This is a genomic window from Rothia sp. 11254D007BW (assembly GCF_053548195.1).
Genome location: NZ_JBPWPK010000001.1, coordinates 2,123,384 through 2,139,311 on the forward strand (window position 1 = coordinate 2,123,384; position 15,928 = coordinate 2,139,311).

Sequence of the window (15,928 nt, forward strand, 5' to 3'; positions counted from 1 at the left end):
TTCTCTTGCTTCTAGACTACCTGAGAGCCTTCTTCTTTAACAGAGCTTGCTGATTTTTAGGCGCAAGAAAAGGACATCGTCGCTGCCGCGCCGCTGGCTCTGCTAGCTTCACCGCAGGATCAGTAGCGGCTTACTTCCAGCCAAAGCTTAAGTCCTATTTGCAAGGCCGCTACTGATCGCGGTGATAGTAGGTGCCGGTTGCCTACGACAAAGATACTGAGCCAAGAAAAAATGCAACTGCTCGCAAGCTCGCAGCGGTGGTTATCCCCTTTTTCTTCGGCGCTACGCTTATTTCCTCAGAAAAAGTGGTGCCCCACCGCCCTAAAGGGTTGCCATTTTTTCTTTGACGGCTCAGTTCTCTTTGCTTCGCCAACCGGCACAGGGCGGGCTCCCAGCCACACATCTAACCCGCCCCTCTCACCTAGCGAATGGAGAACATCATGGTTCAGGTAGGCGATATTTTTTACACCTCTTGGGGATACGACCAGACTAATGTCGAGTTCTACCAGGTCATCAGAGCCACCGAAAAGACTGTGTGGGTACGCGAGATTAGCGGAGCAAATTCCGGTGATTGGTGGAGCGGACACACCGAGCCAGCTAAGGACAGTTTTATTTCAGATAAGGTTCTCAGGCGCAAGCTCAAGGGCGGAGACTCACCGTTCTTTTCGGTGAACGCAGTGGCAGACGCTTGGCCCTATGAGGGGCAAAAGCTCTACTACTCAAACTACGCCTAGAGCTTGTCGTTAGAGATAAGAAAAGCGCCAGGACACTTAAACAAAGTGTCCTGGCACCCAGAAAATCTTAGGTTCAAGTTTTACCGGCTTTACCTAAGACCGTATAGAAAGGATACCGCCAAAATGGCAACCTCAGCAAGTACCGAAAAGCTCATGACTCGCATTATGTTTGACGAGGAAGGCACCGGGGCAGAAATTGCATACTACCTGGAGACTGAGTCGACCGAGCATGAAGTACATCAGCCCTCACAGGGAATCTGTATCTACATTCCTAAGAAGTATGTTCACCTGGTGACTTGCTTTGTGAACTGGAAGAAGCCTACCAAAATGCGGGGCTGGTGCTCATTTGAGTTAGTACGCGATAAGGGCGGGCAGGACATTCCCAAGTATCTTCCTGAAGAAGTGCGATACCACCTACTCATGACCAGCGCCGGAGTTTTTGAGTACCTGGCGGATATGACCAGCTAAGCAGAAAGGTAAGTGCCCCCGTGACCACCTAACGGTCACGGGGGCACTTCGCGCGCCGGGCAAAGCCCGGCGTACGGTTTTACACAATCGGCACGGATACGCAAACCTAACGTGCTGACTCAAGCATTATTGCTCGTACCTTGCGTGCTTGTCGAGTCAGCACTGTGTTTGCTACTTGTGGAAAAGCTGTGCACAGCTAAAGTCTCCTCCGCAGGCTCCCCCGACTTTACCTGCGGTCAACTTTCCCACAAGAACCTCAGCCCTGATGCACAGACCTGCCCACAGATTCCTCCGCAGGCTCCCCCATCTATGGACAGCTCTGTACACAGGCTGGCCTCATGTGCAAAACCGCGGCAAGTCTGCCGGACGAAAAGCCACTAGAACGTTTCAGTTGCCTCTTCCTCCGCAGGCTCCCCCAGAGACGAAACTCCTGTTCTAGCGCCCATTTTTTCGTCAGACGGCACCCTCTGGATCTGCGCCGCAGCGCTCTACGTTCTCTGCGCCCTCCTGATGATCCGTGAGACATGCGCCTCACGGCGATCTCGATAACCGCGCTAAGGTGCCATCCCGATGCGACGGGATCGCTCTGCCACCAGTCAAGTCTCCCGTAGCCGGTATGAGCTGACAAGCACGGATATGGTGACTCGCTCGGGCAGGTCGTCGTCCGAGACCTCTGCCGGGGTGATGTGCCGCGCACTCGGCGTCATTCCGAGCAGATCGCGAGCCGTTTGCGGTTCAATCTCTGCGATGTAGCCGACGTGTTGATCTCGCTCCTGTTCGAAGAACGGTGCCAGGGCGTCATGCAGGCGTTGCTCCTTGGAAACATCGATAGTCACCGAGTCGGGCACATCGCGGCGCAACTCGGCCAGGTGGTCGACCGTCGGACGCACCACGATCAGGCTGCCGTTCGGGCGGAGGACCCGGTGAAACTCGCCGGGGTTGCGCGGAGCGAACATGTTCAGCACAGCATCCACCGACTGGTCGGCCAACGGATACGGGCGGAACACGTCCCAGCTCGCTGCGGCTGCTCGCTCGTGGACGCGCGCAGCGACCCGCAGCGCACGCACCGAGGAGTCAAGCCCCAGGCCGCGAGCCCCGGTCACTTTGTCGAGCGCACCGGCGAGGTAGTAGCCGGTACCACAGCCAACATCGAGAACTATGCCATCACGAGGGATCGTATGAGACACCATCGTCGAGACGGCCCGGCGTATCGGCTCGTAGGCGCCGGTCGCGAGGAAACGTTCTCGAGCTTGGATCATCGGCGCATCATCCCCGCTGATCGCATTAGTCCCAGACAGTAGGCTGACGTAGCCGTGCCGAGCGATGTTGAAGGTGTGTCGCTGACGACAACGCAGTGCCCCCGGTGTCAGTTCGAGGCGACCGGCGCAGATCGGGCACCGGAGTGAGTCACGGATAGCGCTGAGGCCAGGTGCGGCCAGGGCTGACATGATGGTCTACCTCTCTTCGGTCGAACGACGGTGTCAAAGACGATCTCGGCCTTCTGGGGGCGAGACAACGACTCTCACACAGTCATCGGCGGTCTTGTGGGATCCGGAGTTGGAAAGTTGGTTGAAGTCTTAGGAGCCGTCTTGCACATTTACGGGTACAGGACTGCCTTACACGGGGTATCCGTAGCGAAGTAGCAAGATGATTCCGGACGCAATCGCGAAGACGAGAAACGTCAAAGCAATCCAGGGGCATGCCCAGCGGCTGGTCGCATACGTACCACGACATGCTGAATATCTTCCAGGAAGGACTTGGTCACGCGAGTATTCCACAGGTAGAGAGCGTCGGGATCCGAGTGGAAGCTGTAGGTTTTCATCCGCTCGGATGAAAACCAAGCCTCAAGATCACTAACCGGATTATTCTTGGATGACATACGTACCAGTGTTACACTTGGAACCGAAGGCCCCGGAGCGATCCCTGCGTTTTAGACGCACATCACCGGGGTTATTGATTTTTCTTGGCCCGCCTCCCCAGAGGAATTCTCCTCTCGGAACTATTTCCTCTGTTTGCGGCGTCGCGGCGGAACTGCCCCACGGCTTTCGAAGAGGCTGACCATCTGAGCAACAGACAGGTCAGAGGGCAGCTGATGCGAATGCACACCGGACCGCTCGGCCCATTTCCGCGCCGCCTGTCGAGAGGGAAATATCTTCGCTTGGGTGACGATATCGACGATCCCACGACCCTTCCCCGTATAGACGGCGTGCACTAGAGCTTGGAACGCCTTTCGCTTTCCAACTGGTACCAACATTTTAGGACGGCGTCGGATGTGCAAAACGCCACCATCCACACTAGGACGAGGGGTAAACGCCTCCCGGCTAACACGTTCTCCAAGCTCAAAAGTGAACCACGGAGCCCACTGGGCGGTCATCATGGTTGACGCACCGACGCCAGCACGTCGGCGGGCAACCTCCCACTGCATAAGCAGCACAGCGTCGGTCCAGCCTGGGGCGCGAAGAAGGCGCCGCAAGATGGATGTGGTGATATGAAACGGGATGTTACCAACAATCACATGAGGGTGGGCTGGCAGACGGTATCTCAGAAAATCTTCGTTGATGACAGTCACAGCATCGTCAAGTTCCCGCCGCAGCGCACCTGCCAGCGCGGGGTCAATTTCAACAGCTGTGAGAGATCGTCCCGTACAAGACAACGGATGAGTCAGCGCTCCTTGGCCGGGACCAATCTCAATCAAGGGGCCGCTAGTGCTTCCCACACGCTCCAAGAGAGAGGCGATAACGCGGGAGTCAGTGAGAAAGTTCTGGCCGTTTTCGTGACGACCACGAGAATATGCAGACATGGGATGCTCCGAAAAGAAGAGTTTTGGAGCCGGGTATGGCAAAATGACAGCCCGGCTTAGTGACCGGAGCGGTGACCACTACTGGAAGGTCAACCGCTGTTAGCGGTTGCGGCGCAACCGCATCGAAGCAGTTCCTAAAATCAACATGTTCTCGACATTAGCATCCGTTGTATTCAGGGTCAAGTCCGACGGAGTGGTGTTTCTGCCTTTCGTTGAAACAAGCAGTGTGATGGCGCCCCAAACCTTCATAGCTATAGAAGCAGCTTTCTTCTCTCCGAGAACTCGACCCAAACGAGGATCAATCGGCTCGATGTTATACATCTTCTAATCCTTACTTTCGTCCCTTAGTCAACGCTTGGCACGAGTTTCCTTCGGAGGCTCTGTTGCAAAAATCGTGAAGCTTGAGCATGCTTGGCGGAGATTGGACGGACGGAACGATGACGGATTTCAAGTGGCGCCATTTCCAGGGTGATGTGATCCTGTGGGCGGTGCGCTGGTATTGTCGCTATCCGATCAGCTATCGCGACCTTGAGGAAATGCTGGCGGAACGCGGCATTTCGGTCGACCATACGACGATCTATCGCTGGGTCCAGTGCTACGCCCCGGAGATGGAGAAGCGGCTGCGCTGGTTCTGGCGGCGTGGCTTTGATCCGAGCTGGCGCCTGGATGAAACCTACGTCAAGGTGCGGGGCAAGTGGACCTACCTGTACCGGGCAGTCGACAAGCGGGGCGACACGATCGATTTCTACCTGTCGCCGACCCGCAGCGCCAAGGCAGCGAAGCGGTTCCTGGGCAAGGCCCTGCGAGGCCTGAAGCACTGGGAAAAGCCTGCCACGCTCAATACCGACAAAGCGCCGAGCTATGGTGCAGCGATCACCGAATTGAAGCGCGAAGGAAAGCTGGACCGGGAGACGGCCCACCGGCAGGTGAAGTATCTCAATAACGTGATCGAGGCCGATCACGGAAAGCTCAAGATACTGATCAAGCCGGTGCGCGGTTTCAAATCGATCCCCACGGCCTATGCCACGATCAAGGGATTCGAAGTCATGCGAGCCCTGCGCAAAGGACAGGCTCGCCCCTGGTGCCTGCAGCCCGGCATCAGGGGCGAGGTGCGCCTTGTGGAGAGAGCTTTTGGCATTGGGCCCTCGGCGCTGACGGAGGCCATGGGCATGCTCAACCACCATTTCGCAGCAGCCGCCTGATCGGCGCAGAGCGACAGCCTACCTCTGACTGCCGCCAATCTTTGCAACAGAGCCGGTGCGAGGGCGGCCATGAGTTCAAGGCATAGATGGTTTTTGAAGGTAAGTAGTGCTTCGAGGTTGGAGAGAGTGGTGTTCATCGTCAGTTTGCCTCCCTGTCGGTGTTCTCGAAAAAGGCGCTTAAGATTTTTTGGACGATGAAGGTTGTGGCAACGGTGTATCTGTAGCTTGGGTCTTTTAATCCGTGGGTCGTGGGTTCGAGCCCCACAGGGCGCACAAGAAAACCCCGCTTGACTTGGTGAAACAGGTCAGGCGGGGTTCTTTTTGCTACAGGTCATGCAGTAAGGCGCCTGACATACTTCTTAATATTTTCCCTGTAAAGCTTCCCTTCCGGAATAAGTAGACGTATTATTTATTACATCAATGAAATGCAACTTCGAAGGAGAAGATGACCATGTCACGCGAATTCAAGACCGTAGCTGTTCTGGGTACCGGCGTCCTGGGCTCACAAATCATCATGCAGGCAGCCTGGCACGGCAAGAAGGTATTTGCTTACGATGCCTTCCCCGAAGCCCTCGAAAAACTAACCGACCGCTGGGCCTGGATTCGTCAGGGCTACGAACAGGATCTTCCCGACTACACCCCCGAAAAGTTCGACGAAGCCATCGCCCGCATTGTACCCACCAGTGACCTCAAAGAAGCGGTCGGCGACGTCGATATCGTCATCGAGGCTGTACCTGAAAACCTCGACCTCAAGCGCGAAACCTGGGCTAAGGTAGGGGAGCTGGCTGATGAGCGCACCCTGCTCGCTACCAACACCTCGTCCCTGCTGCCCTCTGATTTTGCAGACGCCAGCGGCCACACCGACCGCTTCCTGGCTATCCACTACGCCAACCGCGTCTGGATCCGCAACACCGCAGAGATTATGGGCACCGCCAAGACCGATGAAGAGAACATCAAGGACGCCATCCGCTACGCCGAAGAAACCGGCATGGTTCCCGTCCACGTCCGCAAGGAACAGCCCGGTTACCTGCTGAACTCCCTGCTCATTCCCTGGCTCGACGCCGGTGCGAAGCTCTACGTCAATGGCGTAGGCACCCCCGAGGAAATCGATAAGGCATGGACCATCGCCACCGGTACCAAGTCCGGTCCCTTCGCCGCCTACGATACTGTAGGCTTCAACGTCGCCTCCCATATTGCCTCAGCGAGTGACGATGAGACCGTGCGCGAGTTCGGTGCCAAGCTCAAGGAAGCTCTCGACGCTGGCTTCAGTGGCGTTGCCGACCGCAAGGGTTTCTACCTCTACGACGAGGACGGCAACATCACCGGCGCCAACGACTACTGGACTGAAAACTTCGGTCAGTAACCTCAAATCCCTCTCCTCTGCACAAGCTGCCCGGGAGGTCCTGACACAGGATCTCCCGGGCAGCTTTCAGTGTTGGATTCAGTTGACCATGCGGTTAGCGTTCAACGGGGCGCAGACCGGCGGGGTCCTCTGCGCCCCATTCAGTCCAGGAACCGTCGTAGACAGCGAGCTCGGTATAGCCCGAAACGTAGGCGGCCAGGGCGTCGATACAGGCAGTGACGCCAGACCCGCACGAGAAGATGAGGGTCTCAGCATCCCCGGCGACGGCGTCAACGGCAGCCTTCACCTCTTCGGGGGCGCGGAAGCGCCCCTGTTCATCGAGCAGAGACGTGAAGGGCAGATTGACTGAGCCGGGAATATGGCCAGCCCGAAGACCCGGACGGGGCTCGGGGGCAGTACCGGCAAAGCGTTCGGCGCTACGGGCGTCAATGACGGCGGCGTCCGGGCGTTCAGCTAAGGCCTTGGTGGTCAGGGCGTCCACAAAGAGCCCGCGGTCTTCTGCCACGAATGAACCGGGAGTAAAAGGCCCCTCGTTGAGAGGGAGTTGGCTGAACCCAGCTGCCTCCCAAGCGGGTAGGCCGCCGTCAAGGACGGCCACGTTGTCGTGCCCCATAGCCACAAACATAAACCAGCCGCGAGCGGCAGAAAACATGCCCTGGCGGTCATAGACCACGATGGCGGCGTCCTTGCTGATACCCAGAGCGCGTACCTGAGCTTCAAAGTCCGCGGCCTCCAGCATGGTGTGTACCCCTTCGGGTGCGCTGAACTGTCCGTCAATATCGAAGCGGCGGGCTCCCGGAATGCCCGTGCTTGCCCCGGCGAACTCGCCCACTGAGGCGTCCAGAATAACCAGGTTAGGGGCGGCGATATTAGCCGAGAGCCACTGGGCTCCCACGATGGGAAAGCGCAGATGAAGAGCGGAAGTTTCGGGCATGATCAGCCTTTCAGTGAGGTGTTGTTACCATCCCATGCTACTGACATGGCAGCTGCCTGTGAAAGGCTGCGCCCCGGCGTCCTGCCGTATCGAAGGCAAGGACATCGGGGCGCAACTAGCCGGGCAACCGGAGCTTGGGTCTGGGCGGCTTAGAAAATGCCGGTAGCCTTGCGGCCGGTGTCGGTCAGGGTAATCTCGCGGGAGTCACGGTTCTGGTCGTTGCCGGTTGAGGTATCCCCGGCGATGCGGCCTACCTGGGTGACGGTGATGTAGTTGCGCAGGCGGCCCTCTGAGGTGAGGCCATCACCGAAGTTGAGGTTTGCGACCAGCTGGGTTTCACCAACCTTGATGGGGTTGGCCAGGGTGACCAGGAAGCTGCGGGTTGAGGTGGCAGCGTTGAAGCCCAGGTGCCTGACTGAATATCTGCCTGACTGAATATCTGCACTGGGTAGGTGTATAAGCACGTAGACCTTGACGGGGTTAGCAAGAGTGCTTTGGGGGTAACTATCTCGTCGCTGTCGTTTTCACTAGCTATGACGGCAGGTCATTAAAAGTAAAGAACCGCATACCACTCTGAAGAGTTGGTATGCGGTTCTTTATAAAGTCATCCGGTTACTTTTTCTGTTGCTTAGAGTCACGGCTATTCCAGAGGAACCAGCCCAACCCAACAAGCAATGTAAACAACCCGAATAAATAACTTACGAGAAACTCTTTCAATGCAGCGGCAGAGCCGTGCAAAATACCTTCAACGCCAGTCAATGCCAACGCTAGAGGAAGAGGAAGCACAGCAAGGACAAGTACGGTAACGACAGTGGAAGTTAGATTCTTATTTTTCACTAAATAAACTCTTTGGTCGGGTTGGCATAAACCGGTGTGACAGCCGTCCCAGCAAACAAGGTCGCGGAGATAGCGATGCATAGAGTGGTAGCAAGACCACGGTAGGGAGCTTTCATAGGGGGCCTCCGAGGGGAGTTAAGAGTGAGCTATGTGTGACTTTAGTCATAGTATTCTCTCGGCTCCTAGAGGTTGTCAAGAGGCTTTTTCAGATTGGCAGGGCTGGACCAGAGTGAGGGTAGTCTCGTGGCAGACGGACGGAACCGTAATACCCTGATTAAGCTCCGTAAGTGTCGCCCTAGGCTTAGTTCCAGGCTTGCTGCACTGTTCTAACGTTTAAATTTAATTTTTCTGCAATCTGCTTCTGTGTGTATTCGGCCTCTTTTAAAGCCTGAATTTGTGTCTTGCGCCCAATACTCTGGGCGCTATGAACAGCCCTAGAAGCATTCGCACCTTTAGCTAGCGCATAGCTCTGTGCCTCGGTCTTTCGGCTGCCACCCTTACGCCCAATCTCAGCCATAAACTCACGCAAGGCATCAGGCATAGGCTCCCGCCCCTGGGAACCTGTTTTCGGGGTGTACTTCTCACGCATGAACTTCTGAACACTCCTTACGATTCCAGCGACCTCAGACAAGGTTAACGGCGGATTGCGCCGTTCGTGCAGCTCATAGGCTTGGGCTTCAAAGCCCCCGCCACGGTAGGCAGTACGCCGAATGGTCTGAAAAATCGTCTCGTTACGTTGACCTGCCTCTAACTCGCCCCAAATCGGCGTAGGACGCGCTAGGTGGCTCTGGGGGTCTTCAGTCGCTAGAAAGGCTCTCAGGGGCTCTGAGAAGGCTTTGAGGGCATAAGGCTGGCAGTCAGCCAGAAAAACCACATCAGCACCCTCATAGAGCGGATTACGGTACTTGGAGGGGGGTAGCGGGTTCACCGCGTTATCGCCCTGGCGGACCTGGCGCAGAAGCTCTGCAACGTCCCTCGCGAACTTGATAGGCGTACAGTGGGCTTTGGCTGTCAGAAGGACGCCCTCAATGAGCAGAAAGCTTGTACGCCTTGAGCGGTAAAAACTAGGGCGTGGGGCTGGATTTCAGAGGGCAGATCAAAGACATAATTTGCGGCGAAAATGTGGTCGATGTCGATAACCGGGTGACGACTTTAAGGTTGTATAGACTTGACGTTTTCGGGGTAAAATTTTGTGGCCCACCTTACTTTTCCTGGTGTTTACCGAACCCTCGCACGACCCTGTTCGCTATTGGTGAAAGTTGCGGGGGTGCTGAGCTACCGTTTCGCCCACTGAGCCAGCCGCGGGCGTCCGCTTGGCCCTCCACTAGACTTAGAAACAAGACCCCCCCAACCCTCAAGGAAGCCATGCCCATCAACAACGCAGAAACCGTGACCATCCTGACCACCGGCGGCACCTTTGACAAGGTCTACTCCGTAGCCGGTGAACTCGAAATCGGTGAACCCTCAGTACCCGAGCTGCTCAGCTACGTGCTTACCGATACCGCTTTTGAGGTTCAAAGCGTGCTCAAGCTCGACAGCCTCGATATGGTTGATGCTGACCGCGCCGTGCTGACCGAGGCCCTCGACGCCGTGCAGAACGACCATGTCATCATCACCCACGGCACCGACACCATGCCCGAAACCGCCCGCTACCTCGAAGCCAACGCCACCCTCGGCAACAAGGTAGTTGTGCTCACCGGGGCCATGCAGCCGGCGTCTATGCGAAAGTCCGACGCCAGCTTCAACCTGGGTGCAGCCGTCGCCGCCCTCAACCTGCTCGAACCCGGCGTCTACATTTCGATGAGCGGCCGTATCTTCCCCGCTTCAGCCGTCAAAAAAGACCGGGCCCGCGGCATCTTCGAAATCGCGTAAACCCTGGTGAGCGGGGCTATTGGCCGGTAGGCTTAAAATAAGCATCGGCCACCCACTGACCAGGAGGACCCCGTGAGCCAGTACCCCGGCAACGACAACACCACCGGTAACTACCAGCCCCAGCAGCCCCCCACCTACCCCAACCAGGCCCAGCCCCCGGCCTATTCGGCAACCCAGCCCGGCTACTACACCGAGCAGGGCGCCTACGCCGGCTACGCCCAGGCTTACGGGCAGGGCCTCCCCGCCCACATGGATGCCCCTGAGCGCCCGCAGGCCCTCAAAACCGCCAGCCTCATCATGTACGTGATGATTGGCCTGGGCGTTCTGGGGTCTATTCTGAGCACTATCTTCTACCAGGAGATTCAGCAGGCAACGAGCAACAGCATCCTCTCCCTCTTCAGCGGGATAATGACCGAAGAAGACTTCGCTGCGGCGGAGGCTGAGATAACTGCGAGCGCAGATGCAGGTTTCGCTACTGCCGGCCTCATTATGGGTCTGGTCTTTGGTCTTATCTGGTCAGCCCTGCTCGTCTTCTTCACCATCATGATGAACAAGGGTCATAACTGGGCCCGTATCGTTCTGACCGTTGTGGCGAGCATCCAGATTCTGACCCTGCTCATGGGTGCGCTGACCCTGCTTCTGGTCTTCCACTGGACCATGCTGGTAGACCTGCTCGCTGGCGTGCTAGCTATCGTCTTTTTGGTCTTCGTCTGGAAGAACCCCGTCTCAACCTACATGCGTCAGATTAAGGCCTACCAGCAGTGGAAGCTGCAGCAGGCCTACCTGGGTGCTGACCGGGGCCAGCGCTAGTGCCCCTGCCCCAACAGCCAGACCCGGTGGCGGGCGGCGTCCTTTCGCCCGGGAGCTTGCGAGCCGAGGCCACCGAGCTTCTTGCCCGCTTGACCGGTAACCCCGCGGCCGCCTTCCACCCCGGCCAGTTCGAGGCCATTGAGGCCCTGGTGCAGCAGCGCCGCCGGGCCCTGGTGATTCAGCGAACCGGCTGGGGTAAGTCAGCGGTCTACTTCCTCTCCGCTCTGCTTCTGCGCAGGCGGGGGAGTGGCCCTGCCCTTATCGTTTCGCCCCTGCTGGCTCTCATGCGCGACCAGGTAGAGGCTGCTGCCCGCGCCGGGGTGCGGGCAGCTATGGTCAACTCGTCGAACGTGACCGAGTGGGACGCCGTGCGCGCCCAGCTCGCTGCCGGTGAACTCGATGTGCTGCTGGTGGGCCCTGAACGGCTCAATAACCCCTCCTTCCGCTCAGACTGGCTGCCCGAGCTGGTGCGTACCTGCGGCCTGCTGGTCATCGACGAGGCCCACTGCATCTCTGACTGGGGGCACGACTTCCGCCCCGACTACCGCCGTATCCGCGACCTAATCGCAGCCCTGCCCGCCGACGTCCCCGTGCTGGCTACCACCGCAACCGCTAATGAGCGGGTGGTGCAGGACGTCGCTGAGCAGCTCGGCACCCGGCAGCAGGGTAGCGCGGGCTCCGCTGACGACGTCTTTATTCTGCGGGGTCCGCTGTCCCGCGACTCGTTACGCCTGGGCGTCCTTACCCTGCCTACCGCCAGCGACCGCCTGGGCTGGCTGGCCACCCACCTTGGCAGCCTGCCGGGCTCTGGCATTGTCTACACCCTGACCGTCTCGGCAGCTGAAGATACCGCTACAGCCCTGCGAGCCGCCGGCTACGAAGTGCTGGCCTATACCGGTAAAACCGACCCCGACGAACGGCGCGAGGCCGAAAGTGCCCTGAAAGAAAACCGGGTCAAAGCCCTGGTCGCTACCAGTGCCCTGGGGATGGGCTTTGATAAGCCTGACCTGGGGTTTGTGGTGCACCTTGGGGCGCCCTCCAGCGCTGTAGCCTACTACCAGCAGGTGGGCCGAGCCGGTCGTGGCGCTATCAAGGCTGATGTGCTCCTGCTACCCGGCAGTGAAGACAGGGAAATCTGGGACTACTTCGCCACCGCCTCCATGCCGACCGAAGAAAACACAGGTGCCGTGCTGGCAGCGCTGACCGAGGCAACCGCCGCGGGCACAGAACTGAGCGTGCCCGCCCTCGAAACCCGAGTCGATGTTAAGCGCTCTTCTCTTGACCTGCTCCTTAAGGTCTTAGCGGTGGAAGGGGCTGTAGAACGCGGCTCCCGCGGCTGGGTAGCCACCGGTAATCCTTGGCACTATGACGCCCCGCGCTACGCCCGAGTGCGCCAGGCCCGTCAGCGGGAACAGGACGCCATGCTGGCCTACCAGCATACCGACACCTGCCGCATGGTCTTCCTCGCCAGCGAACTAGACGACACCACAGCCCGCCCCTGCGGCATCTGCGACGTGTGCGCTGGCCCCTGGTACCCCACCGGCTTTAACCCGGCTCTGACTGAGCAGGCAGGGGCGGCCCTGGCCCGCGTGGGCGTACTCATTGAGCCGCGCGGCATGTGGCCCACCGGCCTTGACCGCCTGGTTCCCCAGGCGGTACATGAAGTCACCGGCAAGCCCCTGCGCGGCAAGATCGCCGAGACTGAACGCGCTAGTGAGGGCCGGGCACTAGCCCGCCTGACCGACCTGGGCTGGGGGAACCGCCTGCGCGAGATTTTTGCCCCCGGCCCCGACGGGCAGGCTGCGGACGGTCCCGTCCCCGCCGACCTGGGCCGAGCCAGCCTGCAGGTGCTGGCTGAATGGGGCTGGGAAGATCGCCCAGTTGCCGTTATTGGGCTACCCTCGCCGGTGCGTCCACAGCTGGCATCCTCGCTGGCCCGCGGTATCGCCGCAGCCGGACGCCTGGCCGACCTGGGCGACTTTGAACTGGCGGACGCCCCCGCCCACTTCGGCGGCAACAGCGTCTTCCGCTGTGCCGGGGTACTGAACGCCTACCGCCTACCACCGGCGGCGGCCAACTATCTGGCGACCAACCCGGGCCCGGTTCTCATCGTCACCGATAGAATTGACTCTCGCTGGTCAACCACCGTCACCGCCCGTACCTTGCGGGCAGCCGGTGCGACCGCCGTCCTGCCCTACGCCCTGGCCCTCACCAACTAAGCACGCGCCGAAGGAACCATGCCCCGATCCGCCCTGCCCACGCGTCCGCGCAACCCGCAGCACGAAGCCCTCATGCGCCAGGCCATTGACCAGGCACAGCTGGCCCTAGCCAGTGATGATGTGCCCATCGGGGCGGTGGTTGTGGACGCCGCCGGGCAGGTGATCGGGCGCGGCTACAACCGGCGCGAAGCCGATGCCGACCCCACCGCCCATGCCGAAGTCATCGCGATTCGGCAGGCCGCAGAACACCTGGGGAGCTGGCGGCTAGAGGGCTGCACCCTGGTTGTTACCCTCGAACCCTGCCTCATGTGCGCCGGGGCTATCCTGCTGGCCCGCCTGCCCACCGTGGTGATGGGGGCCTGGGAAGAAAAAACAGGAGCTGCCGGGAGCGTCTACGACGTGCTGCGCGACCGCAAAGTCAACCACTGGGTAGAGGTCTACCCCGGCGTGCTTGAGAGCGAATGCGCCGAGCTGCTGACTACTTTCTTTAGAAAACATCGGTAGAGAGAAAATAGCTCTTCACACGAGTGATAGAAACCTGCAACCCTGCCCCGCCATCATGTATCTTTGAAAAAGAAACATTATTTTTTCAAATACGGTAAGGGGAAGGTGTGACCACGCAACAGGTAGAAACGGTCGTCTATGCGCACCAAACACCGGTGGTTGAGGCGAGCACACGCCGCCCCGGACGCACAAATAAGACCCAGCTCAAACTCTTTGAAGCCGCCATGGACATCATGAGCGAAGGCGGCCCCACCGCGACTACCGTAGAAGATATTGCTGAACGCGCCGGAGTCTCAAAGGGCACGGTCTACTACAACTTTGGGTCGAAGAAGACCATGATCGACCAGCTCCTGCAGTACGGTGCCAAGCTGCTGCTGGCCGAGATGACCACGGTCGCCAGTAAGCATGACGACCCGCGAGAAGCCCTGCGGAGTGCCCTGCACGCCGCCATTATCTATCTGAGCGAGCACCCCGGCTTCGCCCGCCTGTGGGTCTCTGAACTCTGGCGGGCCGGTGCGGACTGGTCGCCCACCACCGACCTGATCCGTGCCGATATTATGCGCTTTATCCGCGAGCTCATTAGCCGTCTGGCTACCCGCTACACCGTGCGTACAGACCGCTCCATTGAGGGGGTTTCCCTCATTATCTTTGGTGCTGTTTTCATGCTCTCCATGGACGAAACCCGCCACGGCGCAGAACGCACCCCCGAAGAGGGAGCCGAGCTCGCCATGCTCACTATCGACGGGTATATCCAGGGCTAGAACCCCGCCCGCAAGTCCCATTGAGTTGAGTGACCGGGGTATCTAGGGTAAAATTTCCAGAGTTTGGTGACGTGTCCGAGCGGCCGAAGGTGCAACACTCGAAATGTTGTGTACGGTAACCCCGTACCGAGGGTTCAAATCCCTCCGTCACCGCCAACGATAAAAACCCGTTTCCCCTAGTGAGAGCTAGAGGAGGCGGGTTTTTTCGTGCCCAAAAAAGGCTCCGCCACGTAAATACCACGTAAATTTGTTGAGCAACGTACCGGCGCGGGGGCTAGTTTGCGTGGCTGCTGCGTGACGTTGCGGGCCGGGTTTCGAGGTGCTGGCCGAGGGCTGGGAGGGAGTCGGCGAGCGCGGGCACGGTGTGCGAGGTGGGGACGCTAGGGGCGGCGTGTAGGCGGTGGGCTGGTGCTGCTGGGCATACGAGGGCGGCGGACGGCGGCGGGTGTGGGCAAGAACCAAGAAAATCTTGGTGGTTGCTGTGAGTGGCGGTGGACTGGTGGTCTTGTCGCGGTGGTGAGAGGTGCGGGGTAGCTGGTGGCCGGTGGTGGTGTCGGCTTGGGGTGCGCTCGCTTGTGGGGTGCCCCCTTGGGGTGATGGGTGTCCATGAGGTCAAGGCGCGGGTTACTGGGCGGTGTGGGTGGCGGGTGTTTGGTCAGTGATTTATTGGGTTCGCCTGTATAGACCTCATAAATATGCGAACTTGGTCGAATGTTTTTCAGGGTGCGGGGGGAGAGGATAGGAGCGCCCCGGGTAGTGTCCGTGGGCTGCGGTGCTAGAGATTTTACCGCCCCCCCTGGGGGTGCTGGGGGGTGCTGGTTAGGTCGTGGGCTTGGTGTGGGGCTGGCTGTGGCTGTCTGGTGTACGGTTCTCGTACTTCCCTCATGGGTTGCCCTGAGCGTGCGGGGGCGTGAAAAGGGGGTCAGTGGAGCTTATACCCTTGCCTGTTCTATGGGCAGGTGCGGGTGTGTCTTAGGTGTATGCACAATCTGCATGCCCTTGTTGGCGGTGCCGCCATTATCGGCGCAACTAGGCAAGATGGGGGGCGTATGTCTCTCGTCCCTTGTTTGTCCTCTGGGGTGTAGGGTGGTTCCTTTTTCCCAGCGCCGGGAATATGGGTGTGACTAGGTGCGGTGAGGGGGTGGCTTTGAGTCACCCCCTTTTTGCTGGTGGGCTTGTAACCCGTACACGCCGCGGCTTGCTATGTACGGGCGGTAAGACCTGTTGCCGGTTTGGGGGGCTACCCCCTGCCCCCTGGTGTCAGGGTTCAAAACCGATTAGTTGCCGGTTTCGAGGTTTTGCTTGGCCGGGTAGGTGAGTGCTGTGGCGCTGGGCCGGTGCTCCCTGTTCCCGATGCAGGGCTGTCACTTCGCGGGTCTTCCCGGACGAAGCAACCACCGAGATTTTCTTGGTAGTTGCCCATG

At 59.1% G+C, this 15,928-nt stretch carries 16 protein-coding genes and 1 tRNA gene; 10 read left to right on the forward strand and 7 right to left on the reverse strand.

The genetic code is table 11. From position 1 onward, the window contains the following. The first annotated feature begins 440 nt into the window (after positions 1–440). On the forward strand, positions 441–734 hold the full coding sequence (locus tag ACEE43_RS09560) for a hypothetical protein (protein ID WP_449108129.1): 294 nt from the start codon (positions 441–443) through the stop codon (positions 732–734). Positions 735–857: 123 nt separating this feature from the next. Next, positions 858–1,202 carry a hypothetical protein gene (locus ACEE43_RS09565; protein ID WP_421084768.1) on the forward strand — a complete coding sequence of 115 codons (345 nt, stop codon included), beginning with the start codon at positions 858–860 and terminating at the stop codon, positions 1,200–1,202. 596 nt (positions 1,203–1,798) lie between these two features. Here ACEE43_RS09565 and ACEE43_RS09570 read toward each other — a convergent pair. The 3 genes from ACEE43_RS09570 to ACEE43_RS09580 all read right to left on the reverse strand — a co-directional run bounded on the left by ACEE43_RS09570 (position 1,799) and on the right by ACEE43_RS09580 (position 4,323). Continuing rightward, entirely contained in the window at positions 1,799–2,650 is an 852-nt protein-coding gene (locus ACEE43_RS09570; protein ID WP_010889964.1) for a putative RNA methyltransferase, read from the reverse strand. A gap of 551 nt (positions 2,651–3,201) precedes the next feature. After that, entirely contained in the window at positions 3,202–4,002 is an 801-nt protein-coding gene (gene erm(56) / locus ACEE43_RS09575; protein ID WP_129546809.1) for a 23S rRNA (adenine(2058)-N(6))-methyltransferase Erm(56), read from the reverse strand. A gap of 99 nt (positions 4,003–4,101) precedes the next feature. Beyond that, positions 4,102–4,323, reverse strand: a complete 222-nt coding sequence (locus ACEE43_RS09580; RefSeq protein WP_129546808.1) for a hypothetical protein — start codon at positions 4,321–4,323, stop codon at positions 4,102–4,104. Positions 4,324–4,439: 116 nt separating this feature from the next. On the opposite strand from ACEE43_RS09580, the gene ACEE43_RS09585 reads away from it, so the two are divergent. Both ACEE43_RS09585 and ACEE43_RS09590 read left to right on the forward strand, forming a co-directional pair. Next, positions 4,440–5,204 carry an IS6-like element IS6100 family transposase gene (locus tag ACEE43_RS09585; protein ID WP_001389365.1) on the forward strand — a complete coding sequence of 255 codons (765 nt, stop codon included), beginning with the start codon at positions 4,440–4,442 and terminating at the stop codon, positions 5,202–5,204. Between the two features lie 451 nt (positions 5,205–5,655). Next, positions 5,656–6,567 carry a 3-hydroxyacyl-CoA dehydrogenase gene (locus tag ACEE43_RS09590; RefSeq protein WP_449108130.1) on the forward strand — a complete coding sequence of 304 codons (912 nt, stop codon included), beginning with the start codon at positions 5,656–5,658 and terminating at the stop codon, positions 6,565–6,567. A 94-nt stretch (positions 6,568–6,661) separates the two neighbouring features. Here ACEE43_RS09590 and ACEE43_RS09595 read toward each other — a convergent pair whose 3' ends face one another. The 4 genes from ACEE43_RS09595 to ACEE43_RS09610 all read right to left on the reverse strand — a co-directional run bounded on the left by ACEE43_RS09595 (position 6,662) and on the right by ACEE43_RS09610 (position 9,212). Beyond that, positions 6,662–7,501: a sulfurtransferase gene (locus ACEE43_RS09595; protein ID WP_449108131.1), complete on the reverse strand. Its 840-nt coding sequence runs from the start codon at positions 7,499–7,501 to the stop codon at positions 6,662–6,664. Positions 7,502–7,650: 149 nt separating this feature from the next. Then, positions 7,651–7,965, reverse strand: a complete 315-nt coding sequence (locus tag ACEE43_RS09600; protein WP_431463991.1) for a hypothetical protein — start codon at positions 7,963–7,965, stop codon at positions 7,651–7,653. 148 nt (positions 7,966–8,113) lie between these two features. Further along, the gene (locus ACEE43_RS09605) at positions 8,114–8,338 is read right to left on the reverse strand and encodes a hypothetical protein (RefSeq protein ID WP_449108132.1); all 225 of its coding nucleotides are present in this window, start codon (positions 8,336–8,338) and stop codon (positions 8,114–8,116) included. Between the two features lie 301 nt (positions 8,339–8,639). Continuing rightward, entirely contained in the window at positions 8,640–9,212 is a 573-nt protein-coding gene (locus ACEE43_RS09610; protein WP_449108133.1) for a primase C-terminal domain-containing protein, read from the reverse strand. 491 nt (positions 9,213–9,703) lie between these two features. Here ACEE43_RS09610 and ACEE43_RS09615 point away from each other — a divergent pair, with 491 nt between their 5' ends. From ACEE43_RS09615 to ACEE43_RS09640, 6 genes are all read left to right on the forward strand, one after another. Next, positions 9,704–10,210: an asparaginase domain-containing protein gene (locus ACEE43_RS09615; protein WP_431463994.1), complete on the forward strand. Its 507-nt coding sequence runs from the start codon at positions 9,704–9,706 to the stop codon at positions 10,208–10,210. Between the two features lie 72 nt (positions 10,211–10,282). Beyond that, positions 10,283–11,020: a hypothetical protein gene (locus ACEE43_RS09620; RefSeq protein ID WP_449108134.1), complete on the forward strand. Its 738-nt coding sequence runs from the start codon at positions 10,283–10,285 to the stop codon at positions 11,018–11,020. Next, positions 11,020–13,239 carry a RecQ family ATP-dependent DNA helicase gene (locus ACEE43_RS09625; RefSeq protein ID WP_449108135.1) on the forward strand — a complete coding sequence of 740 codons (2,220 nt, stop codon included), beginning with the start codon at positions 11,020–11,022 and terminating at the stop codon, positions 13,237–13,239. Before ACEE43_RS09620 ends, ACEE43_RS09625 begins: the two co-directional genes overlap by 1 nt. 18 nt (positions 13,240–13,257) lie before the next feature. Further along, on the forward strand, positions 13,258–13,743 hold the full coding sequence (tadA, locus tag ACEE43_RS09630) for a tRNA adenosine(34) deaminase TadA (RefSeq protein ID WP_449108136.1): 486 nt from the start codon (positions 13,258–13,260) through the stop codon (positions 13,741–13,743). 107 nt (positions 13,744–13,850) lie between these two features. Then, positions 13,851–14,504, forward strand: a complete 654-nt coding sequence (locus tag ACEE43_RS09635) for a TetR/AcrR family transcriptional regulator (RefSeq protein WP_449108137.1) — start codon at positions 13,851–13,853, stop codon at positions 14,502–14,504. 65 nt (positions 14,505–14,569) lie between these two features. Further along, positions 14,570–14,660: transfer RNA gene (locus ACEE43_RS09640), tRNA-Ser, on the forward strand. Positions 14,661–15,928 lie beyond the last annotated feature (1,268 nt).

Bases quoted from the DNA above. Each gene is read 5' to 3' on its own strand.
- ACEE43_RS09560 (WP_449108129.1), top strand. From the start codon at position 441: ATGGTTCAGGTAGGCGATATTTTTTACACCTCTTGGGGATACGACCAG.
- ACEE43_RS09565 (WP_421084768.1), top strand. From the start codon at position 858: ATGGCAACCTCAGCAAGTACCGAAAAGCTCATGACTCGCATTATGTTT.
- ACEE43_RS09570 (WP_010889964.1), bottom strand. From the start codon at position 2,650: ATGTCAGCCCTGGCCGCACCTGGCCTCAGCGCTATCCGTGACTCACTC.
- ACEE43_RS09580 (WP_129546808.1), bottom strand. From the start codon at position 4,323: ATGTATAACATCGAGCCGATTGATCCTCGTTTGGGTCGAGTTCTCGGA.
- ACEE43_RS09585 (WP_001389365.1), top strand. From the start codon at position 4,440: ATGACGGATTTCAAGTGGCGCCATTTCCAGGGTGATGTGATCCTGTGG.
- ACEE43_RS09590 (WP_449108130.1), top strand. From the start codon at position 5,656: ATGTCACGCGAATTCAAGACCGTAGCTGTTCTGGGTACCGGCGTCCTG.
- ACEE43_RS09595 (WP_449108131.1), bottom strand. From the start codon at position 7,501: ATGCCCGAAACTTCCGCTCTTCATCTGCGCTTTCCCATCGTGGGAGCC.
- ACEE43_RS09615 (WP_431463994.1), top strand. From the start codon at position 9,704: ATGCCCATCAACAACGCAGAAACCGTGACCATCCTGACCACCGGCGGC.
- tadA (WP_449108136.1), top strand. From the start codon at position 13,258: ATGCCCCGATCCGCCCTGCCCACGCGTCCGCGCAACCCGCAGCACGAA.